The sequence below is a fragment of the Micromonospora sp. NPDC007220 genome, from assembly GCF_040634035.1.
GTDB classification, from domain to species: domain Bacteria; phylum Actinomycetota; class Actinomycetes; order Mycobacteriales; family Micromonosporaceae; genus Micromonospora; species Micromonospora reichwaldensis.
Window position 1 is genome coordinate 225,822 of sequence record NZ_JBEYEU010000001.1, and the last position, 24,714, is coordinate 250,535.

At 73.5% G+C, this 24,714-nt stretch carries 23 protein-coding genes; 16 read left to right on the forward strand and 7 right to left on the reverse strand.

What is annotated here, in order from left to right; genetic code table 11:
- Positions 1–5 precede the first annotated feature (5 nt).
- Both ABZ573_RS01130 and ABZ573_RS01135 read left to right on the forward strand, forming a co-directional pair.
- Complete coding sequence (locus ABZ573_RS01130) at positions 6–1,109, forward strand: iron ABC transporter permease (RefSeq protein WP_327030257.1); 1,104 nt, start codon at positions 6–8, stop codon at positions 1,107–1,109.
- 68 nt (positions 1,110–1,177) lie between these two features.
- On the forward strand, positions 1,178–1,969 hold the full coding sequence (locus tag ABZ573_RS01135) for an ABC transporter ATP-binding protein (RefSeq protein WP_358116060.1): 792 nt from the start codon (positions 1,178–1,180) through the stop codon (positions 1,967–1,969).
- Positions 1,970–2,043: 74 nt separating this feature from the next.
- Here the strand turns inward: ABZ573_RS01135 and ABZ573_RS01140 are convergent, their stop codons facing one another.
- The 4 genes from ABZ573_RS01140 to ABZ573_RS01155 all read right to left on the reverse strand — a co-directional run bounded on the left by ABZ573_RS01140 (position 2,044) and on the right by ABZ573_RS01155 (position 6,924).
- Positions 2,044–2,805 carry a VOC family protein gene (locus ABZ573_RS01140; RefSeq protein WP_327030259.1) on the reverse strand — a complete coding sequence of 254 codons (762 nt, stop codon included), beginning with the start codon at positions 2,803–2,805 and terminating at the stop codon, positions 2,044–2,046.
- Between the two features lie 97 nt (positions 2,806–2,902).
- Positions 2,903–3,640, reverse strand: coding sequence for an ABC transporter permease (locus ABZ573_RS01145; protein WP_132232160.1), 738 nt, complete (start codon positions 3,638–3,640; stop codon positions 2,903–2,905).
- Between the two features lie 15 nt (positions 3,641–3,655).
- Positions 3,656–4,573: an ABC transporter ATP-binding protein gene (locus tag ABZ573_RS01150; RefSeq protein WP_358114485.1), complete on the reverse strand. Its 918-nt coding sequence runs from the start codon at positions 4,571–4,573 to the stop codon at positions 3,656–3,658.
- 116 nt (positions 4,574–4,689) lie between these two features.
- A complete protein-coding gene (locus ABZ573_RS01155) occupies positions 4,690–6,924 on the reverse strand; it encodes an AAA family ATPase (protein ID WP_358114488.1) in 2,235 nt (744 codons plus the stop codon).
- A 244-nt stretch (positions 6,925–7,168) separates the two neighbouring features.
- On the opposite strand from ABZ573_RS01155, the gene ABZ573_RS01160 reads away from it, so the two are divergent.
- Genes ABZ573_RS01160 through ABZ573_RS01170 form a run of 3 tightly spaced genes read left to right on the forward strand, consistent with a single transcriptional unit; the run spans position 7,169 to position 10,008 of the window.
- Positions 7,169–7,753 (forward strand): helix-turn-helix domain-containing protein, encoded by a 585-nt coding sequence (locus ABZ573_RS01160; protein WP_327030262.1) that lies wholly within the window; start codon positions 7,169–7,171, stop codon positions 7,751–7,753.
- Positions 7,754–7,794: 41 nt separating this feature from the next.
- Positions 7,795–9,123 carry an MFS transporter gene (locus tag ABZ573_RS01165; protein WP_358114491.1) on the forward strand — a complete coding sequence of 443 codons (1,329 nt, stop codon included), beginning with the start codon at positions 7,795–7,797 and terminating at the stop codon, positions 9,121–9,123.
- A 33-nt stretch (positions 9,124–9,156) separates the two neighbouring features.
- Complete coding sequence (locus ABZ573_RS01170; protein ID WP_132232150.1) at positions 9,157–10,008, forward strand: menaquinone biosynthesis protein; 852 nt, start codon at positions 9,157–9,159, stop codon at positions 10,006–10,008.
- 31 nt (positions 10,009–10,039) lie between these two features.
- Here the strand turns inward: ABZ573_RS01170 and ABZ573_RS01175 are convergent, their stop codons facing one another.
- The gene (locus ABZ573_RS01175) at positions 10,040–10,987 is read right to left on the reverse strand and encodes a hypothetical protein (RefSeq protein WP_327030264.1); all 948 of its coding nucleotides are present in this window, start codon (positions 10,985–10,987) and stop codon (positions 10,040–10,042) included.
- Entirely contained in the window at positions 10,987–11,943 is a 957-nt protein-coding gene (locus ABZ573_RS01180) for a hypothetical protein (RefSeq protein WP_327030265.1), read from the reverse strand. The genes ABZ573_RS01175 and ABZ573_RS01180 overlap by 1 nt, the downstream gene beginning before the upstream one ends.
- Positions 11,944–12,303: 360 nt before the next feature.
- Here ABZ573_RS01180 and paaA point away from each other — a divergent pair, with 360 nt between their 5' ends.
- The 5 genes from paaA (at position 12,304) to paaE (ending at position 16,125) form a co-directional block, all read left to right on the forward strand.
- A complete protein-coding gene (gene paaA / locus ABZ573_RS01185) occupies positions 12,304–13,371 on the forward strand; it encodes a 1,2-phenylacetyl-CoA epoxidase subunit PaaA (protein WP_358114495.1) in 1,068 nt (355 codons plus the stop codon).
- Positions 13,368–13,688, forward strand: a complete 321-nt coding sequence (gene paaB, locus ABZ573_RS01190) for a 1,2-phenylacetyl-CoA epoxidase subunit PaaB (protein ID WP_358114498.1) — start codon at positions 13,368–13,370, stop codon at positions 13,686–13,688. Before paaA ends, paaB begins: the two co-directional genes overlap by 4 nt.
- A 76-nt stretch (positions 13,689–13,764) precedes the next feature.
- Positions 13,765–14,490 carry a 1,2-phenylacetyl-CoA epoxidase subunit PaaC gene (gene paaC / locus ABZ573_RS01195; protein ID WP_151456470.1) on the forward strand — a complete coding sequence of 242 codons (726 nt, stop codon included), beginning with the start codon at positions 13,765–13,767 and terminating at the stop codon, positions 14,488–14,490.
- Positions 14,491–14,542: 52 nt separating this feature from the next.
- Entirely contained in the window at positions 14,543–15,019 is a 477-nt protein-coding gene (gene paaD, locus ABZ573_RS01200; protein ID WP_151456469.1) for a 1,2-phenylacetyl-CoA epoxidase subunit PaaD, read from the forward strand.
- A complete protein-coding gene (paaE, locus tag ABZ573_RS01205) occupies positions 15,016–16,125 on the forward strand; it encodes a 1,2-phenylacetyl-CoA epoxidase subunit PaaE (RefSeq protein WP_358114502.1) in 1,110 nt (369 codons plus the stop codon). Before paaD ends, paaE begins: the two co-directional genes overlap by 4 nt.
- Positions 16,126–16,212: 87 nt before the next feature.
- Here the strand turns inward: paaE and ABZ573_RS01210 are convergent, their stop codons facing one another.
- On the reverse strand, positions 16,213–16,977 hold the full coding sequence (locus ABZ573_RS01210; RefSeq protein WP_327030267.1) for an N-acetylmuramoyl-L-alanine amidase: 765 nt from the start codon (positions 16,975–16,977) through the stop codon (positions 16,213–16,215).
- 278 nt (positions 16,978–17,255) lie between these two features.
- On the opposite strand from ABZ573_RS01210, the gene ABZ573_RS01215 reads away from it, so the two are divergent.
- From ABZ573_RS01215 to ABZ573_RS01240, 6 genes are all read left to right on the forward strand, one after another.
- A complete protein-coding gene (locus ABZ573_RS01215) occupies positions 17,256–19,103 on the forward strand; it encodes an FG-GAP-like repeat-containing protein (protein WP_358114506.1) in 1,848 nt (615 codons plus the stop codon).
- A gap of 144 nt (positions 19,104–19,247) precedes the next feature.
- On the forward strand, positions 19,248–20,438 hold the full coding sequence (gene mqnC / locus ABZ573_RS01220; protein WP_151456466.1) for a cyclic dehypoxanthinyl futalosine synthase: 1,191 nt from the start codon (positions 19,248–19,250) through the stop codon (positions 20,436–20,438).
- A 351-nt stretch (positions 20,439–20,789) separates the two neighbouring features.
- Entirely contained in the window at positions 20,790–21,995 is a 1,206-nt protein-coding gene (locus ABZ573_RS01225) for an LPXTG cell wall anchor domain-containing protein (RefSeq protein WP_358114509.1), read from the forward strand.
- 223 nt (positions 21,996–22,218) lie between these two features.
- Positions 22,219–23,460, forward strand: a complete 1,242-nt coding sequence (locus ABZ573_RS01230; RefSeq protein ID WP_358114512.1) for a cell wall anchor protein — start codon at positions 22,219–22,221, stop codon at positions 23,458–23,460.
- Between the two features lie 115 nt (positions 23,461–23,575).
- Entirely contained in the window at positions 23,576–24,286 is a 711-nt protein-coding gene (locus ABZ573_RS01235) for a demethylmenaquinone methyltransferase (protein ID WP_151454888.1), read from the forward strand.
- 65 nt (positions 24,287–24,351) lie between these two features.
- Positions 24,352–24,582 (forward strand): hypothetical protein, encoded by a 231-nt coding sequence (locus ABZ573_RS01240; RefSeq protein ID WP_121397089.1) that lies wholly within the window; start codon positions 24,352–24,354, stop codon positions 24,580–24,582.
- Positions 24,583–24,714 lie beyond the last annotated feature (132 nt).

Genomic DNA, 24,714 nt, shown 5'->3' on the forward strand with positions numbered 1-24,714 from the left:
CGTCGATGACCGGTTCGCCCGCGCAGGCGCCACCCGCCCGGCGGGCCGGGACGCTCCCCGCGTCCCGGCCCGCCGGGCTGCGGCCCCGCTGGCTCGCCGCCGGGGTCGCCGCGGTGCTCGTCGCCCTGGTCGCCGGGGTCTCCCTCGGCCCGGTCAGCCTGCCGCCGGGCAGCGTCGCGGCCGAGCTGCTGAACCTCATCCCGGGGGTACGCCTCGACAGCGGGCTCTCCGAGCGCGAGATCGCCATCGTCACCGAGCTGCGGCTGCCCCGGGTGGTGCTCGGGCTGCTGGTCGGCGGGCTGCTGGCCCTGGCCGGCGGCTGCTACCAGGGCGTGTTCCGCAACCCGCTGGCCGACCCGTACCTGCTCGGGGTGGCGGCCGGGGCCGGGCTCGCGGTCACGGCGGTCATCACCCTCGGCGCCGGGGTGGGCGGCGCGCTGACCGGGCTGCCGCTCACCATCCCGCTGGCCGCGTTCGTCGGCTCGATCGGCGCGGTGGCGATGACCTACCTGCTGGGCGTCTCCGGCGGGCGCGGCCGCTCCACCGCCACGCTGATCCTCGCCGGCGTGGCCGTCTCCGCGTTCCTCTCGGCCGGGCAGACCTACCTGCTGCAACGCAACTCCGACAGCATCCAGCAGGTCTACTCCTGGCTGCTCGGGCGGCTCGCCACCGCCGGCTGGCACGACGTGCGGCTGGTGCTGCCGTACTTCCTGCTCACCGCGTTCGTGGTGCTGCTGCACCGGCGGGAGCTCGACGTGCTCTCCGTCGGCGACGACGAGGCCACGAGCCTCGGGCTGCACCCGCAGCGGTCCCGCTACCTGCTCATCGCCGCCGCCTCGCTCGGCACCGCCGCCGCCGTCTCCGCGTCCGGCCTGATCGGCTTCGTCGGGATCATCGTGCCGCACACCGTCCGGCTGCTCGCCGGGTCGAGCTACCGGGTGATCCTGCCGCTCTCGCTGCTCTTCGGCGGGGCCTTCCTGGCCCTGACCGACGTGGTGGCCCGTACCGCCGCCGCCCCGTCGGAGATCCCGATCGGCGTGGTCACCGCACTGCTCGGCGGCCCGTTCTTCGTGCTGGTGCTGCGCACCTCCCGCCGGATGCTCGGGTGAGCGCGCGGCGCGGGCGGGCCGCGCGGCCGGCGGACGGTGGGGCCGTGGGGGCCCCCGACGTGGCCGCCGTGCCCGCCGTCGAGGTGCGCGACCTGCACGTGCGCCTGGACGGCACGCCGGTCCTGGCCGGCGTCGACCTGACCGTCGCCGCCGGCGAGTGGGTCACCGTGATCGGCCCGAACGGCGCCGGGAAGTCGACCCTGCTGCGCGCCGTCGGCGGCCTGCTGCCCGCGCCGGGCGCCGTCTCCCTCTTCGGTACGCCGAGCGAGGCGCTGCGCCGCCGCGACCGCGCCCGGGTGGTCGCCACGGTCGCCCAGTCCCCGGTCGTGCCGGCCGGCATGACGGTGCTCGACTACGTGCTGCTGGGACGCACCCCCTACATCCCGACGCTGGGCCGGGAGTCGGCCGCCGACCTGGCCGCCGCCCACGAGGTGCTCGACGGGCTGGACCTGGCCGGGTTCCACGACCGGGAGCTGGCCACCCTCTCCGGCGGCGAGCGGCAGCGGGTCTTCCTGGCCCGGGCGCTGGCCCAGGGCGCGACCCTGCTGCTGCTGGACGAGCCGACCAGCGCCCTGGACATCGGCCACCAGCAGGAGGTGCTGGAGCTGGTCGACCGGCTGCGCCGCGAGCACGGCCTGACCGTGCTCGCCACCATGCACGACCTCTCCATCGCCGGCGAGTACGCCGACCGCATGGTGCTGCTGGCCGACGGCCGGGTGGTCGCCGCCGGCACCCCCCGCGAGGTGCTCACCGAGCAACTCCTGGCCACCTGGTACCGCGCCACGGTCCGCGTTATCCCCGGCGCCCAAGGCCCCCTGGTGGTCCCCATCCGCCCCCGCCCACCGAGCTCCTCCCGTTGATCATGAAGTTGTTGCCGCTCCGCTCGGCGTGTCGCCGCAACAACTTCATGATCAACGGGGTGTGGGGGCGGGGGTCAGGGGCGGGTGAGGATGTTGAAGAGGGCGCCGTGGGGGTCGCGGAGGGCGGCGTAGCGGCCCGCCGGGGTGGTCTGGGGCGGGACGAGGATGGTGCCGCCGAGTTCGGCGGCGCGGGCGGCGGCCGCGTCGGCGTCGGTCACGGCGAAGTACACCGACCAGTACGCGGGCGTGTCCGCGGGAAATCCGTCGCCGAGCGGTGGCACCATGCCGGCCACGATCCGGGTGCCGAGCCGCCAGCCGGTGTACGTGACCGGGCCCGCCTGCTGGTCGTCCGGTTGCCAGCCGAAGACCAGCTCGTAGAAGACCTTCGCGCCCTCCGGATCGGGGGTCACCAGTTCGGTCCAGGTCAGCGCCCCCGGGACGTCGAAGACCTCGGCCCCGGGCATCGACATCGGCTGCCAGACGCTGAACGACGCCCCGGCGGGGTCGGCGAAGACCGCCATCCGTCCCTGGTCGAAGACCTCGAACGGGGGCACCACGACCTGCCCGCCGGCCCGCTCGACCCGGCCGGCCACCAGGTCCGCGTCGTCCGTCGCCAGGTACGTCGACCAGATCGGCACCTGGTCGGGGATGGCCGGCGGACCCGCGCCCGCCACCGCCCGCCCGCCGAGCAGGAAGACCGTGTAGCCGCCCGCCTCGGGCTCCGGGTCGATCCGGCCGGTCCAACCGAACAGCTCGGGGTAGAACCGTCGCGCCTCGGCGAGGCCCGGGGTGGCGAGGTCGACCCAGCAGGGTGTGCCCGGCGGGACGATGCTCACGTCGACCCCCCTCTCGGCGGGGGACGGCCACGCCGGCACGCCCCTGCCGGAATCGTGGCACCGACCCGCCGCGCCACGTGGCGGATCGGCCGAAACGTCAGCTGAACCGTCGACCCTCGTCGCGCCGGTACGCCCACCCGGCCAGCAGCGCCAGCAGCACCACCCAGACCCCGAGCATGACCATCGACAGCGGGTTGACCGGGTAGTCGCCGACCGCCGCCCACATCAGCTCCACCGCGCCCCGGGTCGGCAGGAACGGCGCGACGGCCTCGACGAAGCCGGGCGCCTGGTCCGGTGCGGAGAGCAGCCCGCCCCCGAAGGCGAGCGGGAAGAAGACGACCTGCGCCACCACGATCGCCGCCTTGCTGGGCATCGAGTAGCCGATGGCGAGACCCAGCAGCGTGAACGGCACCGAGATCACCGTGACGATCGCCAGGGCCAGCAGGAACGCCGGTGCGCTGACCCGCGCCTCGGTGAGCGCCGCCCCGATCGCCACCACCGGCACCAGGGAGAGGTAGGTGAGTGCCAGCCCGGCCAGCACCCGCCCGGCGAAGCGCGGCGCCGGCCCGGCCGGCAGGGTCCGGGTGTACGGGTTCCAGGGCTGGTCGCGGTCCTCGGCGACCCCGACGCCGTACTGGAAGATGTTCGCGCTCATCACCGAGAAGGTGACCATGGCGGCGGTGGCGTAGGTGGCGCCGACCGGGTCCTTCCCGGCGAACGGCACCACGAAGAAGAGCATCGCGACGGCCGGGAAGAAGGCGCTGCCGACGACGGCGACCGGGATGCGGACCGTCTCCAGGAGCTGGTAGCGGGCGTGGACCAGGGCGAGGCGCATGGGAGATCCGTCCCCTCAGGCGGTGGCCGGCGGGCCGGCCACGGCGGTCGTCGGACGGTCGGCTCCGGAGCCGGGCGCGGTAATGGCGAGGAACGCCTCCTCCAGCGAGGTGGGGCGGACCTCCAGGTCGGCGAACGCCACCCCGGCGGTGACCAGGGCCCGCACCAGCTCGTCGGCGTCGGTGGTGAGCAGGTGCGTGCGGCCGTCGATCCGCTCGGTGCGGACGACGCCGGGCAGCGCGGGCAGCGCGTCGGCGACCAGGCTGACCCGGCGTACGCCGACGATGCCCCGGATCGCGTCGACCGTGTCGTCGGCCAGCACCCGGCCCTGCCCGATGACCACCACCCGCCGGGCCAGCGCCTCGACCTCCTCCAGGTAGTGGCTGCTCAGCAGCACGGTGCCGCCGTCGTCGTGGAACGCCCGGATCGCCTCCCACAGGGTGTGCCGCGCCGCGACGTCCAGGCCGGTGGTCGGCTCGTCGAGCAGCACCAGCCGGGGCCGGCCGACGAAGGCGAGCGCCACCGCGAGCCGGCGGCGCTGCCCGCCGGAGAGGCCCCCGGTCTGCCGCCGGGCCAGCTCGCCCAGGCCGAAGCGGTCGAGCAACTCGCCCCGGGGGACCGGGTCGGGGTGGTGGGCGGCGACGAAGTCCACCACCTCGCCGACCCGCAGTGTGCCGGGCAGGCCCGTCTCCTGCGGGGTGACTCCGATCTGCCGCCGGCTCGCCGGGTCGCGCGGGTCGCCGCCGAACAGCTCGACCCGGCCGGCGGTGGGCCGGCGCAGCCCGACGAGCAGGTTCAGCAGGGTGCTCTTGCCGGCCCCGTTCGGGCCGAGCAGGCCGACCAGCTCGCCGGCGGAGACCTCCAGGTCGACCCGGTCGAGGGCGAGCACGTCGCCGTAGCGGCGGCTGACCGCCTCGGCGCGGGCGAGGATCACGGGAGACTCGTCGTGGGTGTCACGGACCCTGTCTATCGCCCCGGCGCAAGCGACGCGTCGTCCGAGCGAAGCGTCTGTCGTGCAGGTCACGGTCGGCGTCGTAGTCATGTCGCCGGTCAGCCCAGCGGCGCGGGCAGCGGGCGGGCGTGCAGCACGGCGAGTCGGGACACCGCCCGGGTGAGCACCACGTAGAGCCGGTGCAGGCCGCGCGGTTCGGCGGCCACGATCGCCGCCGGCTCGACGACGATGACGTGGTCGTACTCCAGGCCCTTGACCAGGGTCGCGGGCACCACCGTGACGCGCGCCGCGGCGGCCGGCTCGTCGACGGTCGCGGTGTCGACGCCGGCGGCCTCCAGGGCCGCCCGCAGCCCGCCGACCGCGTCGTCGGCGGCGATCACCGCCACCGAGCCGTCGAACGCCAGCGCCGCGCGCACCTCGGCCACCGTCGCGGCGACCAGGTCGTCGACGGTACGCACGTCGAGCGCACCGTCGCGGCGCAGCGACTCGGCCGGGGGGACGTCGACGGCGAGCGCCGGCAGCAGCCGGTTGGCGAACGCCACCACGGCGGCGGGCACCCGGAAGCCGACCGTCAGCGGCACCACGACGGCGTCCGGCTTGCCGAGGTGTCGCAGGGACTCCCGCCAGTCGGCGGCGGCCCACGGGGCGGTGCCCTGGGCCAGGTCGCCGAGGAGGGTGATCGACCCGTGCTCGCTGCGCCGGGCGATCACCCGGCACTGCATCGGGGAGAGGTCCTGCGCCTCGTCGACGACGACGTGCCCGAAGCCGCCCGGCCGCTCGATCAGCCCGGCCGCCTCGTCGATCAGCACGGCGTCGGCCGCCGTCCACTTCGTGGCCTTCGGCGTACGCCCGAGCTTCGTGCCGGCCGGGGCGGGACGCCGCGCCGGGGCCCGCGTGGTGCCGGCCGTCAGAGCCGGGGCCTCGGCTGCCGTGGTCGGGCCGGCCGCCGGGGCCGGGGTGCCGGCCGCCGCCGTCGGGTCGGCAGCGAGGGTCGGGGCGGCGAGCCCGCACAGCCGCGCCTGCTCCTCGGCGTCGAGCAGCCCGTCCGCCGCCGCGGCGAGCCGCTGCGGGTCGCCGAGCAGGGCGTGCACCAGCCCTTCCGGGGTGAGCGCCGGCCAGACCGCGTCGAGGAAGGCGGTGACCGGGGTGGCCTTGCCCATCCGGCGCAGCCAGGCGTCGCTCGGCGACTCGGCGCGCCGCGCCTCGGCCTGCCGTTGCAGCAGCGCCACCACCCGGGCCCGGACGCGCTCGCGCCCCGTGGCGTACGGCAGCCGCTCCCGGCGGGTCTCCTGGACCACCCGGTGCAGCGGGTCCAGACCGATCCGCCAGCGGAACGAGCCGTCCGAGACCATGATCGGCTCGATCGGCTCGCCGATGTGCGCGTCGACGGCCCGGCGCAGCACCTCGGCCATCCGGGCGTCGTGCTTGACCGCGGCCACCGCCGGGTCCTCGACGGCCCGCACCGGCACCCGGGCGACCAGGTCCTCCACGGTGGCCTGCTCGACCTCGACCTCGCCGAGCGCCGGCAGCACCGCCGCGATGTACGACAGGAAGGCCCGGTTCGGTCCCACGATCAGCACGCCGGAGCGGCGCAGCCGCTCCCGGTGTAGGTAGAGCAGGTACGCGGCCCGGTGAAGGCCGACGGCCGTCTTGCCGGTGCCCGGGGCGCCCTGCACGCAGATCGAGTCGGCGAGGTCGGCCCGGACCAGTTCGTCCTGCTCGGGCTGGATGGTGGCGACGATGTCGCGCATCGGCCCGACGCGCGGCCGTTCGATCTCGGCGGTCAGGATCCGGCTGGTCGTGCCCAGTTCCTCGCCCCGGTCGAGGCGCTCGTCCTCGAAGCTGGTCAGCACCCCGTTGCTGAAGCCGAAGCGGCGCCGTACCGCCACGCCCTGCGGGTCGCGCGCGCTCGCCCGGTAGAACGACCGGGACACCGGGGCCCGCCAGTCCAGCACCAGCGGCTCGCCCCGGTCGTCGGTGACGTGCCGCCGGCCGACGTGGTAGCGCCGCCCGGCGTGGTCCGCGTGCCACCCGTCCGGCCCGTCGCCGGGGTCGCCGGGCGGGGCGTCGGCGGGCGGGGCCCCGGTCGCCGAACCGAAGTCGAGGCGGCCGAAGAAGAGCGGCGTGGTCGGGTCGTCGGCGAGTTCGGCGACCCGGCGGGCCAGGGTGCGTCCGAGGGTCTCGGCCGCGTACGCGTCGCCGGCCACCTGGTCGCCGGTGGAGAAGAGGGCCTGGGCGCGTTCCCGCATCTGGGTCAGGGCGGCCCGGGAGGTGGCGAGGTGCTCGCGTTCGGCGGCGAGGTCGGCGTCGAGGTCGGGGTCGATTGCGGTCACGGTGGATCCCATCGGGTCATCTGCCGGTCGCTCGCGTGTCCGGCGGGCGGATGGGCCGGCCCCCGGCGCGGGACGTCCGATGCGGTGGTCACCTCACCCTGGCCGTCAAGCGACCTGACAGCCTACGCGCCGGGCGCGTGACGCTCCACCGGATTTCGACCGTGGCGCCGCCGCCCGCCGCTGTACCTCCGGTGCCGGTCGACCGGCGACCCGCGGTGGGCGGGCGACCAGGAATCATGGACACATGACGGAGGCGCGTCCCGAACAGCGCCGGATCACGATCAGCGACCCGCAGGTGATGCGGGCGCTGGCCCATCCGGCCCGAATCGCGATCATGGAACACCTGGGCGTGGTGGAGGGCGGCGCGACCGCCACGGAGTGCGCGGAGGTGGCCGGGCTGTCGCCGAGCGCGACCAGCTACCACCTCCGGGCGCTGGCGAAGTCGGGCCTGGTGGAGCAGGCGCCGAGCCGGGGGGACGCGCGCGAGCGGCTGTGGCGCACGGTCGGCCGGGGCCTGATGGTCGACGCGGGACAGTCCGCCGGCCCGGAGGCGCGCGCGGCCGAGGAGGCGCTGGTGGAGGCGCACGCGGCCCGGGACATGGAGCGGACCCGGGAATGGCTGCGCCGCGCCGGCGACGAGCCCGCCGAGTGGTACGACGTCGCGCTGTTCAGCGACACGCTGCTGCTGCTCACAGCCGACGAGCTGGCGGGGCTGAACGAGGCGGTGAGCGCGTTGTTCGAGCCGTACCGGCAACGGAACCGCCAGGCGGATCCGCCGGCCGGGGCGCGCACGGTGGCGGTGCAGTACCGGGCGGTGCCGCTGGTGTAAGGGGGTTGCTTCGGTCAGTTGTGAAGGATTATTTTCGAAGTATGTCCTTCGCAACTGACGGGTCGCGCTGGTCCGACGTCTGGCTCGCCGCCACCGCGCGCGGCACCTCGATGTGCGGTGACTTCCTCGCCGCCACGGCCCTGGCGCTTGCCCTCCAGTCCGCCGGCGCCAGCGGCATCGCCGTGTCCGGACTGCTGTTGGCGGCCACCCTGCCGCTGGTGGTGCTCGCCCCGCTCACCGGGCGGCTCGCCGACCGGGTGGACAGCCGGAAGCTGCTGGTCGCCGCCGGCCTGGGGCAGGCCGCCGTCTGCGCCCTGCTCGCCTTCGCCACCCACCCGGCCTTGATCATCGGGCTCGTCGCGCTGCTCGCCGGCGGGCTGGCCGTGACCCACCCCTGCCTGGCGGCGCTGCTGCCGGCGATGGTGCGCCCCGCCGACCTGCCCCGGGCGAGCGCGATCAGCCAGACGGCCAGCAGCCTGGGCGCGCTCGGCGGCCCGGTACTCGCCGGGCTGCTGGTCGGGCAGTTCGGCGCGCGCGTACCCCTGCTCATCGACGCCGGGAGCTACCTCGCCCTGGTGGCCGCGGGCCTGCTGCTGCGCACCCGCAGGGGCGGCCGGCGGACCACGGCCGCACCCGCGTCCGGGACGGAACGGACCCCGGCGTGGCGGCTGCGCGGCGACCCGCTGCTGCTGGCCGTCGTCGTCAGCACGGCCGCGGTCATCACCGCCGTCGGCGGCATCAACGTGGTCGAGGTCTTCTTCATCCGCGAGACCCTCGACAGCTCGCCCACGGTGTACGGGCTGGTCGGTGCCGCCTGGATGGCGGGGATGCTGCCCGGCAGTTGGCTCTGCGCCCGGCTGGCCCACCGGCTCACCGACGACGGCGCCCTGGTGTACGGGGTGCTGGCGACGCTCGGCGGCATCTGCCTCATGGTGATGGTTGCCGCCGCCGTGCCCACGGCCGCGCTGCTGGTCCCGCTCTGGCTGGTCGCGGGCGCGGCGAACGGCGGGGAGAACGTCTTCGCCAACCTGCTCACCGCCCGGCGCGTGCCGGAGGCGTCGCGCGGCCGGGCGTACGCCCTCTACGGCGCGGCCGTGCAGGGCGGCTCGATGGGGGGCTACCTGATCGGGGGCGCCCTGCTGGCGCTGCTGTCGCCGCGACCCCTGATCGCGGCGGCCGGCGCGGTCGGCCTGCTGGTCGTGGTGGCGTTCGTGCCCGCCGTCGTCCGGTCCGTCCGACGGGTCCGGGCGGCCGGCGCCGGGTCGACGGCGGCGACCCGGGCGGGCGGTACGGACGGCGTGCCGGGAGAGGCGGGGGACGGCGACCACCCGGCGGATGCGGGGTTGGCCACTCCCACCCCGGCCCACTGAGCCACGCAACGGTGGCGGGGATACGGTCGGGGCATGGCTGAGCACGTCGCACGCCCCCGGGTCGGGCACATCCAGTTCCTGAACTGCCTGCCGATCTACTGGGGGCTGATGCGCTCCGGCGCCCTGATCGACGTCGACCTGCACAAGGACTCCCCGGACCGGCTCAGCGCCGCCCTGGTCGCCGGTGACCTGGACATCGGTCCGATCTCCCAGGTGGAGTACCTGCGGCACGCCGACGAGCTGCTGCTCCTGCCCGACCTGGCGGTCGGCAGCGACGGCCCGGTGCTGTCCGTCAACGTCGTCTCCACCCGCCCGCTGGCCGAGCTCGGCCACGGCAAGGTGGCGCTGGGCTCGACCTCGCGGACCGGGGTGCTGCTGGCCCAGTTGCTGCTCGGCGAGCGGTACGGGGTGAACCCCGAGTACTTCCGCTGCCCGCCCGACCTGACCCAGATGCTGCTGGAGGCCGACGCCGGGGTGCTGATCGGCGACGTGGCGCTGCGCGCCCTCTACGAGGCGCCGAAGCGTGGGCTGGAGGTCACCGACCTCGGGCAGGCGTGGCGGGAGTGGACGGGCCTGCCGATGGTCTTCGCCGTCTGGGCGGTACGCCGCGACTTCGCCGCCGCCCACCCCGGCCTGGTCAAGGAGGTGCATGAGGCGTTCCTGCGCTCCCGGGACCTCTGCCTGGCCGAGCTGGACCAGGTGGCCGAGGCGGCCGCGCGCTGGGAGCCGTTCGACGCGGCGACCCTGGCGACGTACTTCCGGGCGCTGGACTTCTCCCTCGGCGAGCGCCAGGTGGCCGGCCTGCGCGAGTTCGCGCGTCGCGCCGCCGCCATCGACGCCGCCCCGCCCCTGCCCGCCTCCGGCCCGGCCTTCTTCACGGGCTGAACCTCTGGCCGGCCCGGGGCGGTGGGCGGGGCTAGGTGGTGGGGCGGAGGAGGGCTTCGGTGATCTTCTGGCAGTTTTTCATGCCGTACTCGTAGCCCTTGCCGATCGGGTAGCGGACCATCACGCCCATCGTCCAGGTGTCGCCGATGGCCAGGCAGTTGATGTGCATCTCCTGCTCCTTGGTCCGGTCGATCCAGCCGTTCTTGATGGCGATGGTCTTGCGTTCGGCGGCCGGGAACGCCTTGCGGATGCCGAAGTCGCCGCCGCCCCTGACCAGACGCATCTCGTTGATCAGCCACTTGGTCCACTTCGGGCCCGCGGCGCGGCCGTCGGCGATGCAGGCGCCCATCCGGGCGGTGTCCCGGGGGGAGAGTTTCGTCCGGCTCCAGCCGCCGTCGCTGGCGACGCTGCTGTCGGTCAGCTCGCACTTGGAGAGCAGCCGCTTGATCGAGGCGGACCCGCCCAGCGCGTTGTAGAACTGCTGGGTCCGGGTGTTGTCGCTGTCCCGGATGATCTTCGTGGCGTCGGCCAGCTTGGCGGCGCTCGGGGTCTGGCCGTTCTCGTCGGCGCGGCGCAGGTGGTCGGCGACGATCCATGCCTTGATCAGCGACGCGGTGGTGCTGGTCTCGTCCATGTTGTCGGAGCCGATGATCTCCCCGGTGCGGCGGTCGAGGACGCTCCAGGAGTACCAGCCCTCGATGTCCAGGTCGAGTTCCTTGGCCTCGAACGGCAGCGGCTCCGGCTCCGGCGTCGGGCTCGGCGACGGCGAGGGTCGGGAGCTGCGGTCGCTGGGGGCGGTCGTGGCGCGGTCGGCCGGGCCGGCGGGGGTGCCCCACTCGGCGGCGGCGCGGGACTCGAACGGCGAGCCCGGCAGCAGCCGCAGCGAGACGAGCACCAGGCAGATGAGGACCACCGCGATGGCGATGAGCCTGCGGGGGGAGGCGTCGGCGGGCTCGTCGGCCCGACGCCGTCGCGTCATCAGAGCTTCCCGGCGGGCTGCTGAGGCACCTTGAGGGCGGCGCCCGGCTGCGGAGTCACGAGCTGGCTGGCGACCGAGGCGCAGACCTGCGCGCCGTAGTTCAGCCCGCTCTTCTGCGGGTAGCGGAGCATCACCGCGAGGCTCCACCTGTCGGTCACCGCGAGGCAGTTCACGTGCCAGTTGCCGTCGTAGTTGAGCGGGGTCCAGCCGTTCTTCATGCTGACCGGGCCCTGGCTGACGATCGACTGGGGGAGGCCGTCGATGATGCCCCAACGGCCGCCGCCGAAGCGGGGATTCTGGTCCTTGGCGGCCGTGCTGCCCCTGACCTTGCTCATCTCGTCCAGCAGGAGCTTCGTCCACTTGGGGCCGGCGGCCGTGCCGTCGGCGATGCAGTCGCCGAGCCGGACGGCGTCACGCGGGGACATCCGCGTGAAGCTCCACCAGCCCACGTAACCGGGCACGTTGCCCGGCTTGGTGTCGGTGAGCTTGCAGGTGCTGACCATCCGCCTGATCGTGCCGGCCCGGCCCGCCGCGCTGTAGAGGGCGTTGGCGGCGTCGTCGTTGCTGTCCCGGATGGCGGTGGTGATCTGCTTCTTCCGCTCGGCCGGCAGCGGCTTGTCGCCGAGCTGGTTGAGGTAGTCCGCCGCGAACCAGGCCTTGATCATCGACTCGGTGGAGCTGGTCGAGGCCAGGTTCTTCGACCCGGAGATCTCGCCGGTCTCCCGGTCCATCAGCGCCCACGAGAAGAACTCGCCCTTGAAGTTCACCGTGACCGGGCCGGCGGCCAGGGTCGGCGGCGGGGGCGGGGTGGGCGCGGGGGCCGCGACGCTTCCGCCGCCGCTCCCGCCGCTCGCGGCGTCGTCGCCGGCGAGTCGGGCGTACGCGGCCGGAACGAGCAGGCCGCCACCGAGGAGGACCGCCACGACGGCGAGCACCAGGGTCACGCGGGATCGCATGAGTGGGTGAGCTCCAGATGTCAGGCCGGGGGGACCGGCTGGTTGTCGGACGGATCGGCGGCTGGCCGAGGGCCGGGGGGATCCGCCCTCCGTGTTTCTCGGGCGATCGTCGGCAGCCGATCGGTGTGACGGGGGAAGTCTACGTGCGGATCGGCGGCGCGCCAGGACCCGACACCTGGCAACTTGCCATGTAGGCGGGATATCGAGCCGCTATGCGGTTGTTGAGAGGATTCACCTTCTCATAGTGACCCAAGTCATAGTTTGCCCGGCTGCCGGAGTCCCCGCCCCGTGCCGAAACTGTCTCCGGAAACCTGTTACACCCTCTGGTGTCCCGAGAGGCGAGCTGTAACACTTGACCTCATGTATGGCAACGACTTCTCCGCCGAGGACGCACCCGGCGGTGGCCTGCTCGGCGAGGTCGAGGCGGCGGAGGCGGCCCTGCGGGAGGCCGCCGCACGTGGCCGCCGGGGCGGCGCCCCCGGCGCGGACGAGGACCTCGAGGCGTACTTCGCCGAGGTCATCGACGCCGACCAGAAGATCGAGCCGCGCGACTGGATGCCCGAGGCGTACCGCAAGACGCTGATCCGGCAGATCGCGCAGCACGCGCACTCCGAGATCATCGGCATGCAGCCGGAGGGCAACTGGATCAGCCGCGCCCCCTCGCTCAAGCGCAAGGCGATCCTGCTGGCCAAGGTGCAGGACGAGGCCGGGCACGGCCTCTACCTCTACGCCGCCGCCGAGACCCTCGGGATCAGCCGGGACGAGCTGGTCGAGCTGCTGCTCAACGGCCGGCAGAAGTACAGCTCGATCTTCAACTACCCCACCCTGACCTGGGCCGACGTGGGCGCCATCGGCTGGCTGGTGGACGGCGCCGCCATCGTCAACCAGGTCCCGCTCTGCCGCTGCTCCTACGGGCCGTACGCGCGGGCGATGATCCGGGTCTGCAAGGAGGAGTCGTTCCACCAGCGGCAGGGCTACGAGATCCTGCACACGCTCGCGCACGGCACGCCGGCGCAGAAGGCGATGGCGCAGGACGCCCTCGACCGCTGGTGGTACCCGTCCCTGGCGATGTTCGGCCCGCCGGACACCGACTCCACCCACTCGGCGCAGTCCATGGCCTGGAAGATCAAGCGCTTCTCCAACGACGAGCTGCGCCAGCGCTTCGTGGACATGTGCGTGCAGCAGGCGGAGATCCTCGGCCTGACGATCCCGGATCCCGACCTGCGCTGGAACGAGTCCCGGCAGTCGTACGACTTCACCCAGCCCGACTACGACGAGCTGATGCGGGTGATCAAGGGCAACGGCCCGTGCAACCGGCAGCGGATGGAGCACCGGCGCCGCGCCCACGACGACGGCGCGTGGGTGCGGGAGGCCGCCACGGCGTACGCCGCCAAGCGGGTGGAGCAGAAGGAGAAGGTAGCGGCGTGAGCGAGCGTATCGAGCGGACGGACCAGCGCGGCGTGAGCGGTCCTTCGCCCCTGTGGGAGGTCTTCGTGCGGGCGCGGCGCGGGTTGTCGCACACCCACGTCGGCAGCCTGCACGCCCCCGACGCCGAGCTGGCCCTGCGCAACGCGCGGGACCTCTACACCCGCCGCCAGGAGGGCGTCTCCATCTGGGTGGTGCCGGCGGGCGCGATCACCGCGTCCAGCCCCGACGAGAAGGACGCCTTCTTCGACCCGGCGGCCGACAAGGTCTACCGGCATCCCACCTTCTACGACGTGCCGGACGGAGTGGCCCACCTGTGAGCGAGCGCAGCGAGCGCACCATTCGGCTCCGCACCGGGGCGCGTCGCGCCGCCGCCGAGCGGAGCGAGGTGGCGGCGTGAACGGCCCCTTCGACTTCGCCCTCGCCCTCGGCGACGACGCGCTCGTCGCGGCGCAGCGGCTGGCCGAGTGGACCACCCGCGCGCCGGAGATGGAGGAGGACATCGCGCTGGCCAACATCGCCCTCGACCAGCTCGGCGCGGCCCGGCTCCTGCTGTCGTACGCGGGCGAGGTGGAGAGCGCCGGCCGGGACGAGGACGCGCTGGCGTTCCTCCGCGACGACCGGGAGTTCCGCAACTGCCTGCTCGTGGAGCTGCCCAACGGCGACTTCGCGGTCACCATGGCGAAGCTGCTCTTCCTGGCGGCCTACCAGCTTCCGCTCTACACCGCGCTGGCCGGCTGCGCCGACGAGCGGCTGGCCGCGATCGGGGCCAAGGCCCGCAAGGAGTCGGCCTACCACCTCGACCACGCCTCGACGTGGGTGCGGCGGCTCGGCGACGGCACCGAGGAGTCGCACCGGCGCATGCAGGCGGCGGTCGACCAGGTCTGGCCGTACGTGCACGAGCTGTTCGCCCCCGACCCGGCGGCGCCGGTCGACCCGGCCACCCTGCGGGCCGACTTCGACGCCACCGTCGGCGCCGTGCTGGACGAGGCCACGCTGACCCGGCCGGAGTCCGGCTGGGCGCCGGGCGGCGGGCGGGACGGCGTGCACACCGAGCACCTGTCCTTCCTGCTCGCCGAGATGCAGGTGCTGCACCGCGCCCACCCCGGAGCGCACTGGTGAGCGCGAGGAGTGCAGCGCAGCGGAGCCCCGCAGTCGCGAACGGAAGGCGGCACTGGTGACTCCGCGGGAGGCCGTGGCGGCGGTGGTGGATCCGGAGATCCGGGTGGTCACCATCGACGACCTCGGCATCCTGCGGGCGGTCGACGAGGACCCGGCGACCGGCCGGGTGGTCGTGACCATCACCCCCACCTACACCGGCTGCCCGGCGATGGACGTGATCCGCGCCGACATCCGGCGGGCGCTGGCCGCCGCCGGGCGTCCCGAGGCCGACGTGCGGACCGTCTACAGCCCGGCGTGGAGCACCGACTGGATCTCCGACGCCGGCCGGGCCAAGCTCGCCGCCGCCGGCATCGCCCCGCCGTCGCCCGTACGCGCCGACAACGTGGTGCCGCTGACCCTCGCCGTCCGCTGCCCGCGCTGCGGCTCGCCCGAGACCGAGCAGGTCAGCCGCTTCGGCTCGACCGCGTGCAAGGCGCTCTGGCGCTGCCGTTCCTGCCGTGAACCCTTCGACCACCTGAAGGCGCTGTGACTGTCACCATCACCCGCCCGGTCCGTCGCCGGCCGGTCTTCCACCCGCTGTCCGTCGCCGCCGTCGACCGGCTCACCGACGACGCCGTGGCGGTCACCTTCGCCGTGCCGGCGGAGCTGCGGGAGACGTTCGCGTTCTCCGCCGGCCAGCACCTCACCGTCCGCCGCCCCGGCGCCGCCGGTGAGGACGTGCGGCGGTCGTACTCCATCTGCTCCACGCCCGACGACCTGGCCCGGCACGGCCGGTTGCGGATCGGCGTGCGGGAGATTCCCGGCGGCGCGTTCTCCGCCTTCGCCTGCGGCGCGCTGCGCGGCGGCGACACGATCGAGGTGCTGCCGCCGCTCGGGCACTTCACCACGGCCCTCGCGCCGGACCGGGCCCGCCACTACGGCGCGGTGGTCGCCGGCTCGGGCGTCACCCCGGTGCTCGCGCTGGTCGCGACGGCGCTCGCCGTCGAGCCGGCCAGCACGTTCACGCTGGTGTACGGCAACCGCACGGCGAACACGGTGATGTTCGCCGAGGAGTTGGCCGACCTGAAGGACCGGTGGCCCACCCGGCTGCACCTGGTGCACGTGCTCTCCCGGGAACAGGGCGAGTCGGCGCTGCTCTCCGGCCGGATCGACGCCGACCGGCTGGGCCGGCTGCTGGACACCATCGTGCCCGGCGACACCGTCGACGAGTGGTTCCTCTGTGGCCCGTACGACATGGTGGTGGACGCCCGGGAGGTGCTCGCCGCGCGCGGCGTGCCGGAGTCGGCGGTGCACACGGAGCTGTTCCACGTTGCCGAGGCCCCGGCCCCACCGCGACGCCCGGCCGACGAGCCGGGCGGCGGCGCCGAGGTGACCATCCTGCTCGACGGCCGGTCGTCGCGTTTCACGATGCGGCGCGACGAGCGGGTGCTGGACGCGGCGCTGAAGGTGCGCGGCGAGCTGCCCTACGCCTGCAAGGGCGGGGTCTGCTCCACCTGCAAGGCCAAGGTGGTCGACGGCGCGGTCACGATGGCCCGCAACTACGCGCTGGAGCCGGACGAGGTGGCCGCCGGCTACGTCCTCACCTGCCAGTCCAGCCCGACGACCGACCGGCTCACCGTCGACTACGACGCCTGACCGGTCCGCCCGCCGCTCGGCGGGCGCAGCCGGGTCGGCGGGTCGGCGCAGGCACCGCGTCGCACCCGCCGACCCCCCTGCGTGCGGTCAGCTCGGGGCCTTGACCTGGCCGTCGTAGGCGATGCTGCGCCACAGGTCGAACTGGCGGTCGTTGCCGACCAGCGGGTTGCCGGCCAGCGCGACGGCGGCGTGCACCTCCTCGTCGTTGCGGAGCTGGCGGAAGTAGCCGGGTCCGACGAGGGCGATGCCGCGGCCGGGTGACTGGATGAGCTTCATGTCGTTCTCCGTGAGGTCGAGGGGTGGGTTGCCGGCGAGCTGGCGGGCCACGTCGGCGCGCATCGAGTCCAGGTCGATGAACGACGGGTCGATCTTGCCGCTGGTGCTGGTCTCCCGGTGGCCCCGGGCGTGGCTGGCGTCGCGGCCGAGCCGCCGCAGCACGGCGGCGGTGGCGAGCACCGAGGCGCTGTACTGGGCGCCGGTCATGGCCTGGTTGACCCCGTTGTAGTCGATCTCCCAGCCGACCATCAGGGTGTTGCCGTCGCCGGCCGGGATGGGGCCGCTGCCGCGGCTGACGCCGGCGTGGTTGGCCCGCCCGCCGGAGATGACGTGGAAGACGCCGTGGTGGTCGACCAGGGCCTGGCAGAGCGGGCCGGGCAGGTCGGAGCGGCCGTTGATGCAGATGTTCAGGGCGGGGTGCGGGTTGCCGGCGCTGGAGGTGGCGGCGGTGTGGTGCCAGAGCACGCCGATCGGATTGAACGAGCTGCCGGAGACCCGGCCGAGCCAGTTGCCGTGCTCCACCACCGTGACGCCGGCGGCGCGGAGCACGTCGGCGAGCCAGGGGATGGTCGCCATCAGGTTGCCATCAGGTCGGCGAGGCGACATAGGGGAGGACGGGTGGGGGAGGACGCCTTCACAATCATTCACGAATGTTAATGGTTCGATGGGTGCGTCGGGAGGGCCTGATCGCGGCGGTCGAGCGGGGCGGTGCGGCGACCGCCCAACATCTATATTCCAGTCCGTCACCGACAGGTGACGCGGCCGACCGTGCGCCCCGGGCAGACCGGCGGGTCGAGCCGGCCGGTGCCGGAGCGCGGGTGGCCGGCCGCCGTGCCCGAGGAACGGGAGAGTCGATGGATCAGCAGGTACGACGACGGCGAAGAGCCCTCGTCATCGGTGTCGCCGCCGCGTTGACGGCAGGGGCCGTCGCAGGTGCGCCGGCCCGGGCGGTAAGCGGGGGCAGCCCGGTCACGGACAGCGCGTACGCCTTCGCGGCGAAGGTCACCTTCGGTGAGATGGGCGCCTGCTCCGGGGCGCTGGTCGCGCCCCAGTGGGTGTTGACGGCCCACTCATGCCTTCCCCCCACCCCGGGCCCGCGCTCGACTGCGAGCGCGCCCGCGTGGCCCACCACGGTCACCGTGGGCCGGCTGGATCTGACCACGAACGACGGCCGGGTGCAGCGTGCCAATCTCGTGGTGTCGCACCCGGATCGGAACCTCGCGCTGCTCCGGCTCACGCTGCCGGTGGTCGGCGTCACCCCGGTCGCGCTCGCCACCGGGGCACCCGTGCCGGGCGAGACGTTGCAGGCGCTCGGCTTCGGTCGTACCGCCACCGAGTGGGTGCCCGACAAGCTGCACGGTGCGCCGGTCACGGTCGGCGCCGTCTCGGCCACCTCGGTCGCGATCAGCAACGAACAGGGTGGGCCGACCACCTGCAAGGGCGACGCCGGAGGGCCGGCGGTGCGGGTGGTGGACGGGCGTCCCGAGCTGGTTGCCGTGCATGCCACCTCCTGGCAGGGCGGCTGTCTCGCCGAGACGGAGACCCGGCGGGACGCCATCGAGACCCGCACGGACGACCTGGCCGGCTGGATCCGCCAGAACACGCCCAACAACTGCAGTGCCGGTGGCGCGAGTCACGGCCCGGCCGACCAGGCGGGTGTGGTGATCCTGGGCGACTGGACCGGCGACTGCCGCACCGACGCGCTTGTCCAGCTCGCCGACGGCAGGCTGCGGGCGTACCCGTCGAGCGGCGACCTCTCGGGCACCGCCCCGCTCTTCCCGTCGCCCTACCGCTACGTGGGGACGAACTGGGGCGGGGCGAACCGGCCGCGGGCGCTCACCGGGGACTTCACCGGGGACGGCCGGACGGACATCATCGCGCAGAGCGGCGACGGCACCCTGACCGCCTGGGAGTCGACCGGCGACCTCTCCGCCGACTACCGGCTCTTCGCCGGGGCGTCCGCGATCGTCGGCACCGCCTTCACCAGCGGCTCGATCCCCCGCCTGATCCCGGGCGACTTCAACGGCGACGGCCGCACCGACCTCCTCGGCCAGCTGCTCAACGGCACGCTACGGGTCTGGACGTCCACGGGCGACCTGTCGGCCGACGCCCAGCTGTTCGCCGGGACGACGAGGGACGTCGGCACGGGTTTCACCACCACGGAGGTGCCGCGCATCCTGACCGGCGACTTCAACGGCGACGGGCGGACCGATCTGATCGCCCAGCACGCAGACGGCACCATGAAGGGCTACCCGTCCAGCGGAAATCTTTCCATGGACATGAGGCTCTTCCCGACGACTCTCGTGGCGAAGGTGGTCGGCACCGGTTGGCGCAGTTCCTCGATTCCTCGGATCCTGCCGGCCGACTTCGACGGTGACGGCACCACCGACCTGGTCGCCCAGCTCGCGGACGGACGGCTGCGGGCGTACCGGTCGTCGGGGGCGATGACCGGCGAGGGGCTGCTGTTCTCCGGGCCCTACCCGTACGTGGGCACGAACTGGGGCACGACGAACCGGCCCCGCATCCTGGTGGGGGACCTCACCGGCGACGGACGCACCGACCTGATCGGCCAGGACTCCGCCGGCGTCATGCTCGGCTTCCAGTCGACCGGAGACCTGAGCGCCGACTTCAAGCTCTACGCCACCAGCACCAGTGCCGTGGGCAGCGGCTGGACGCCCAGCAGCATCCCGCGCGTCTTCTGACCGGAGGGTGCGGCGTCGTCCGTCGTCGGACGGGCGGCGCCGCACCACCGGCGAGGGTGAACACCGTCACACCCGACGCGCCGCCGGGCGGGCTGTTCGGCGGCCATCGACCGGTCCCCCGAGCGGGCGACGTAGGCTCGGGGGGTGAGTGTGAGCCGGGAGATCGACGACATCCTGCAGCGTGGCGCGGACGGCGGGCGGATCACGCCCGAGGAGGCCCTGCTGCTCTACACCGAGGCGCCGTTGCACGCCCTGGGCGAGGCCGCCGACGCGGTGCGCCGACGCCGCTACCCGGACAACGTCGTCACGTACCTGATCGACCGCAACATCAACTACACGAACGTCTGCGTGACGGCGTGCAAGTTCTGCGCGTTCTACCGGGCCCCCAAGCACAAGGAGGGCTGGACCCACCCGACCGAGGAGATCCTGCGCCGCTGCGGCGAGGCGGTCGAGCTGGGCGCCACCCAGGTCATGCTCCAGGGCGGGCACCACCCGGACTACGGCGTGGAGTACTACGAGGAGCTGTTCTCCTCGGTCAAGAAGGCGTACCCGCAGCTGGCGATCCACTCGATCGGCCCCAGCGAGATCCTGCACATGGCCAAGGTCTCCGGCGTCAGCCTCGACGAGGCCATCGCCCGGATCAAGGCGGCCGGGCTGGACTCGATCGCCGGCGCCGGCGCGGAGATGCTGCCCGCCCGCCCGCGCAAGGCCATCGCGCCGCTGAAGGAGTCGGGCGAGCGCTGGCTGGAGGTCATGGAGCTGGCGCACCGGCAGGGCGTCGAGTCGACCGCCACCATGATGATGGGCACCGGCGAGACCGCCGCCGAGCGGATCGAGCACCTGCGGATGATCCGCGACGTGCAGGACCGCACGAAGGGCTTCCGGGCGTTCATCCCCTGGACGTACCAGCCGGAGAACAACCACCTCAAGGGCCGGACCCAGGCCACCACCCTGGAGTACCTGCGGCTGGTCGCGGTGGCCCGGCTCTTCTTCGAGACGGTGCCGCACCTCCAGGCGTCCTGGCTGACCACCGGCAAGGACGTCGGGCAGCTCGCCCTGCACATGGGCGTGGACGACCTCGGCTCGATCATGCTGGAGGAGAACGTCATCTCCTCGGCCGGCGCGCGGCACCGCTCCAACCTGCACGAGCTGATCGGCATGATCCGCTCGGCGGACCGGATCCCCGCCCAGCGCGACACCCTCTACAACCGGCTGGCCGTGCACCGCACCCCGGCCGACGACCCGACCGACGAGCGGGTCGTCTCGCACTTCTCCTCGATCGCCATGCCAGGCGGTGGCGCCGGGAAGTCCCTGCCGCTGGTCGACGCCCGCTGAGCGGGGCGTCCGCAGGCACCCGCACCACCGACACCCCACCGCCGTCCGGCGGTGGGGTGTCGTCGTACGTGGACCACTGCGTGGATCATGGGAATACGGAAAGTGGCGGTAAATGAGTCGCTCGGCTGTCCGATCGGGTGAATTCCCGTCGGCCGTTGATCTCAATTAGATTGCCGTTCGGAGTCGGTGTCGGGGTGGCCGGGGCAGCAAGACATATCAATCCGGGCATTCCTTAAGTGATTCTTAGCCAGGCTGTTCAACGCGCCCGTCCTGCGGGGTGGCGGGCGTGATCGCTTACCGCTAACGTCCCCGGCCGTACCTTTCCTTCACCCCAACGGGGGGAACTCTTCCATGATCTTCCGTAACCGTTCGCTGGCGCGTATCGGCGCCGGCGCGCTGCTCGCCTCCGGCGCGTTGACCGTCCTCGGTAGCCCGGCTCACGCCTCGGGCACGGAGACGGACCTCGCGATCGAGGTGGCCGGCACGCGGGTCGCCGCCAACGCGCAGGGCAAGTTCGCCTACGCCAAGGTGACCAACACCGGCAAGAACACCCCGAGCGAACTGTCGGTGCGGGTGGACGTGTCCAAGGTCGACTTCGACAAGGTCGCCGCCGTGCCGGCCGTCGAGGACGGCTGCGACATCGAGCTCGTCGGGGAGAAGCCGACCGCGTTCATCTGCCACGCGACGGAGAAGGGCCTGCCGGGCCCGGGTGAGACCACCGACCTGCCGATCGTCCTGTTCAAGTTCGAGGCCGAGGGCACCTACAAGGCCCCGCTCTCCTTCAAGCTTATCTCGAAGGACGACACCAACGCGGCGAACAACACCAAGACCGCCACGCTGGACTTCTCCGACGCCAGCGGGCCGGACCTCTCGGTCGTCGCCGAGGACGTCAAGCAGGCCGTGAAGATCGTCGACGGCAACCCGGTCTACTCCGGCGACCTGCACGCGGGCGGCCGCTCGGCGCTGACGTACTTCATCACCAACCAGGGTGACAAGGCCGCCGCCGGTCTGAAGATCAGCGTCAAGCTGCCCAAGGGCGTCACCCCGACCGAGGTGGAGCCGGGCTGCGAGTACGCGGCCGACAAGTCCACCTTCACCTGCACCTACGCCAACTTCGGCCTGATCCCGCAGGACGAGGACACCAACCCCGAGGACAAGCTCTACTCGGCCTACGGCTTCTACCACGTGTTCGACGTGGCGGCGGACGTGAAGCCGGGTGCCCTCAAGGGTGGTCTGGTCAGCGTCGAGCCGGTCGGGTCCGCGCCCAGCCGGATGCGGGCGGCTGCGGTCACCCTGCCGGAGAACGTCACCGGCCTGCGGGCGACCGACGTGGACGCCACCGACAACTCCGACGCGTACGCCGTGATCGTCGCGGCCAAGGGCGGCGCGGGCGGCGGCGGTGACGACGACGGCGGCCTGCCGGTCACCGGCGCGCAGACCACGCTGATCGGCGGCATCGGCGGCGCGGTGCTGATCGCGGGCGCGGCCATGTTCATGGTGGCGCGGCGGCGCCGGGTCGTCCTGGTGACCCCGGGCGACGAGAAGCCGACGGCCTGACGGTCGTCCTCCATCGACCCGCGAGGGTCGTTCACATAACGCACGGCAGCGGGGGCGGGATGGGTGACCATCCCGCCCCCGCTGTGCGTCGGGCCGTCCCGTCCGACCGGATCGGCCGGACGGATGAAACACGATCTCCCTGCTGGCGTGCCGCTTCGACCTTCGATAGCGTCCGCCCGGGTTCCGCAACCATCCGTTTCTTCCCTAACCCCCCGGGGGACCGATGACCCTGTTCCATCGCTCGGCCCTGGCCCGCGCCGGTGCCGTGGCACTCCTCGCGGCGGGTGGCCTGACCACCGTCGCCGTTCCCGCCCAGGCCGCCGACGGGCCGGACCTCGCCCTGATCCCGATCAGCACCCAGCTCGCGAAGGGTGTCGACGCGGCCCGGAGCAAGCCGTTCAAGTTCACCGTCACCAACGCCGGCACGGCCACGGCGGAGGACGTCTCGTTGCGGGTCAACACCCAGCAGCTCAAGGAGAAGCGCGTCGGCTTCCTGGTGCCCGAGGGTTGCCGCGCCATCGAGAGCCACCTCTACCAGTGCTCCCTCGGCGACCTGCCCGCCGGCACCAGCAAGGACTTCGGCGTCCCGCTGTTCAGCACGGGCGGCCGGGGCGACGGCGGCAAGTTGGTCGTCCACGTCGTCACCGCGACGCCCGGGGGCAAGGTTCGCGACAAGGTCGTCGTGCCGGTGACCGTGACGAAGCCCGGCTACGACCTCACCGCCTGGGCGCAGGACGTCCAGGCAGGCGTCGTGGTCAACGGCGCGGTGGCCGACGAGCCGGACCTCAGGCCGGTGCGCCGGGGCGAGACCGTCCCGCTGGACTGGGCGGTCTACAACGACGGCAGCCGGCCCGCGACCGGCGTCTTCTACGGCATCACCCTCCCGGCGGGTGTGAGCTTCGTGACGGTGCCGCAGGGCTGCGTCACGCAGGTGTACCTCGGCAAGGAGCAGGCGTTCTGCGAGGACGCCGGCGCGACCATCCGCCGGGGGCAGTACTACACCGCCGACGTGACGGTGAAGGTCGGCGACGACGTGACCGAGCCGGTGCTGCGGGAGGGCGACCTCTTCGCGTACGGGCTGGACGTCGCCGAGGGCGAGCCGGAGGAGGAGCCGCGGATCGCCGGCCAGGCGCAGCGGAAGGCCTTCTCCGAGGCCGACATGGGCGACAACCACACGTTCTTCGAGGCCTTCGTCGACCTGTCGGCGCAGCCGACCCCGACCCCGACGCCGACGCCGACCGGTGAGCCGACGCCGACCCCGACCGGCGTACCCACGGCGGCCCCGACCACCACCCCCGGTGGCGGTGGCGGCGGCGACGGCGGGCTGCCGGTGACCGGCGTGCAGGCCGGGCTGATCGGCGGCATCGGCGCGGCCGTGCTGCTGGCCGGCGGCGCGCTGCTGCTGCTCTCCCGGCGGCGCAGGGTCGTCCTGGTGGCGCCCGGCGACGAGAAGTCGACCGACTGACGTACGGCGACGCGGGGGCGGGGTGGGCGACCATCCCGCCCCCGCGGCGTGTCCGGGGTGGTGGGGCGGCCGACCCACCGGCCGCCCGCGCGGGCCGGACTGGCAGAGTGGAGGGGTGAGCCGTACCCCGCAGGGCCAGCGCGCCAACCTGGACAAGCAGCCGCACGAGGTCGCCGCGATGTTCGACGGCGTGGCGGCTCGCTACGACCTGACCAACACCGTCCTCTCCTTCGGGCAGGACCGGTTCTGGCGCCGGGCCACCCGGGCCGCGCTCGACCTGCGGCCTGGTGAGCGGGTGCTCGACGTGGGCGCCGGCACCGGCGTGTCCACCGAGGAACTGGCCCAGTCGGGCGCGTACGCGGTGGGCGCCGACCTGTCCCTCGGCATGCTGCGCGTCGGCAAGCGCACCCGTCCCCAGGTGCCGCTGCTGGCCGGGGACGCGTTGAAGCTGCCCTTCGCCGACGCCAGCTTCGACGCGGTGACCATCTCGTTCGCGCTGCGCAACGTGAACGACACCGACGCCGCCCTGCGGGAGTTGGCCCGGGTCACCAGGCCGGGCGGCCGGCTGGTGGTGTGCGAGTTCAGCACCCCGGTGAACCCGGCGTTCCGCACGGTCTACCTGTCGTACCTGATGCGTTCGCTGCCGAGCGTGGCCCGCACCGTCTCCAGCAACCCCGACGCGTACGTCTACCTGGCGGAGTCGATCCGGGCGTGGCCCGACCAGCCGGCCCTGGCCGCGCGGATCGGCGCGGCGGGCTGGGGCAGGGTGGCCTGGCGCAACCTGACCGGCGGGATCGCGGCGTTGCACCGCGCGGTGCGCGTCTAGACCTGTTCGGCGCCCTTTCCCTGAATATCCGTTTTTGTTCCACTTTGTTCCGTAAGCTCGCCCCCATGACGGGACGACACCAGGCGGTCGGCGCGGAGGCCACCGACGACGACGCGACCGAGCTCATCGCCCAGCTCAAGGAGCTGGCCGGCGCGGATCCCGCCGACGTCCGTCAGGTCGTGGCCGAGGTGCTGGCCGCCCTGGACCGCGCCGCCGGCGGCGCGCTGCGCGAGCACCTGCCGGAGACGATCCGGCACGACGCCGGCCTGGATCCGGCCGCCTCCGCCCGGCACTGAGGCCCGCCCCGGCGCCCCGCCTCCGACCTCGGCCGACGTGTCTCCGGCAAGTTAGGTACCCCTGGTCCGGCGTGGTCATGACGTCGGTCATAGACTCCCACCGTCTGGCTTGTGAAGCATTTCACGAGCATG

Excerpts from the sequence above, each read along its gene's own strand:
- ABZ573_RS01165 (WP_358114491.1), top strand. The coding sequence starts at position 7,795 with ATGTCCTTCGCAACTGACGGGTCGCGCTGGTCCGACGTCTGGCTCGCC.
- ABZ573_RS01225 (WP_358114509.1), top strand. The coding sequence starts at position 20,790 with ATGATCTTCCGTAACCGTTCGCTGGCGCGTATCGGCGCCGGCGCGCTG.
- ABZ573_RS01180 (WP_327030265.1), bottom strand. The coding sequence starts at position 11,943 with ATGCGATCCCGCGTGACCCTGGTGCTCGCCGTCGTGGCGGTCCTCCTC.
- ABZ573_RS01130 (WP_327030257.1), top strand. The coding sequence starts at position 6 with ATGACCGGTTCGCCCGCGCAGGCGCCACCCGCCCGGCGGGCCGGGACG.
- ABZ573_RS01170 (WP_132232150.1), top strand. The coding sequence starts at position 9,157 with ATGGCTGAGCACGTCGCACGCCCCCGGGTCGGGCACATCCAGTTCCTG.
- paaA (WP_358114495.1), top strand. The coding sequence starts at position 12,304 with ATGTATGGCAACGACTTCTCCGCCGAGGACGCACCCGGCGGTGGCCTG.
- ABZ573_RS01145 (WP_132232160.1), bottom strand. The coding sequence starts at position 3,640 with ATGCGCCTCGCCCTGGTCCACGCCCGCTACCAGCTCCTGGAGACGGTC.
- ABZ573_RS01175 (WP_327030264.1), bottom strand. The coding sequence starts at position 10,987 with ATGACGCGACGGCGTCGGGCCGACGAGCCCGCCGACGCCTCCCCCCGC.
- ABZ573_RS01215 (WP_358114506.1), top strand. The coding sequence starts at position 17,256 with ATGGATCAGCAGGTACGACGACGGCGAAGAGCCCTCGTCATCGGTGTC.
- ABZ573_RS01210 (WP_327030267.1), bottom strand. The coding sequence starts at position 16,977 with ATGGCGACCATCCCCTGGCTCGCCGACGTGCTCCGCGCCGCCGGCGTC.
- ABZ573_RS01230 (WP_358114512.1), top strand. The coding sequence starts at position 22,219 with ATGACCCTGTTCCATCGCTCGGCCCTGGCCCGCGCCGGTGCCGTGGCA.
- ABZ573_RS01160 (WP_327030262.1), top strand. The coding sequence starts at position 7,169 with ATGACGGAGGCGCGTCCCGAACAGCGCCGGATCACGATCAGCGACCCG.
- ABZ573_RS01240 (WP_121397089.1), top strand. The coding sequence starts at position 24,352 with ATGACGGGACGACACCAGGCGGTCGGCGCGGAGGCCACCGACGACGAC.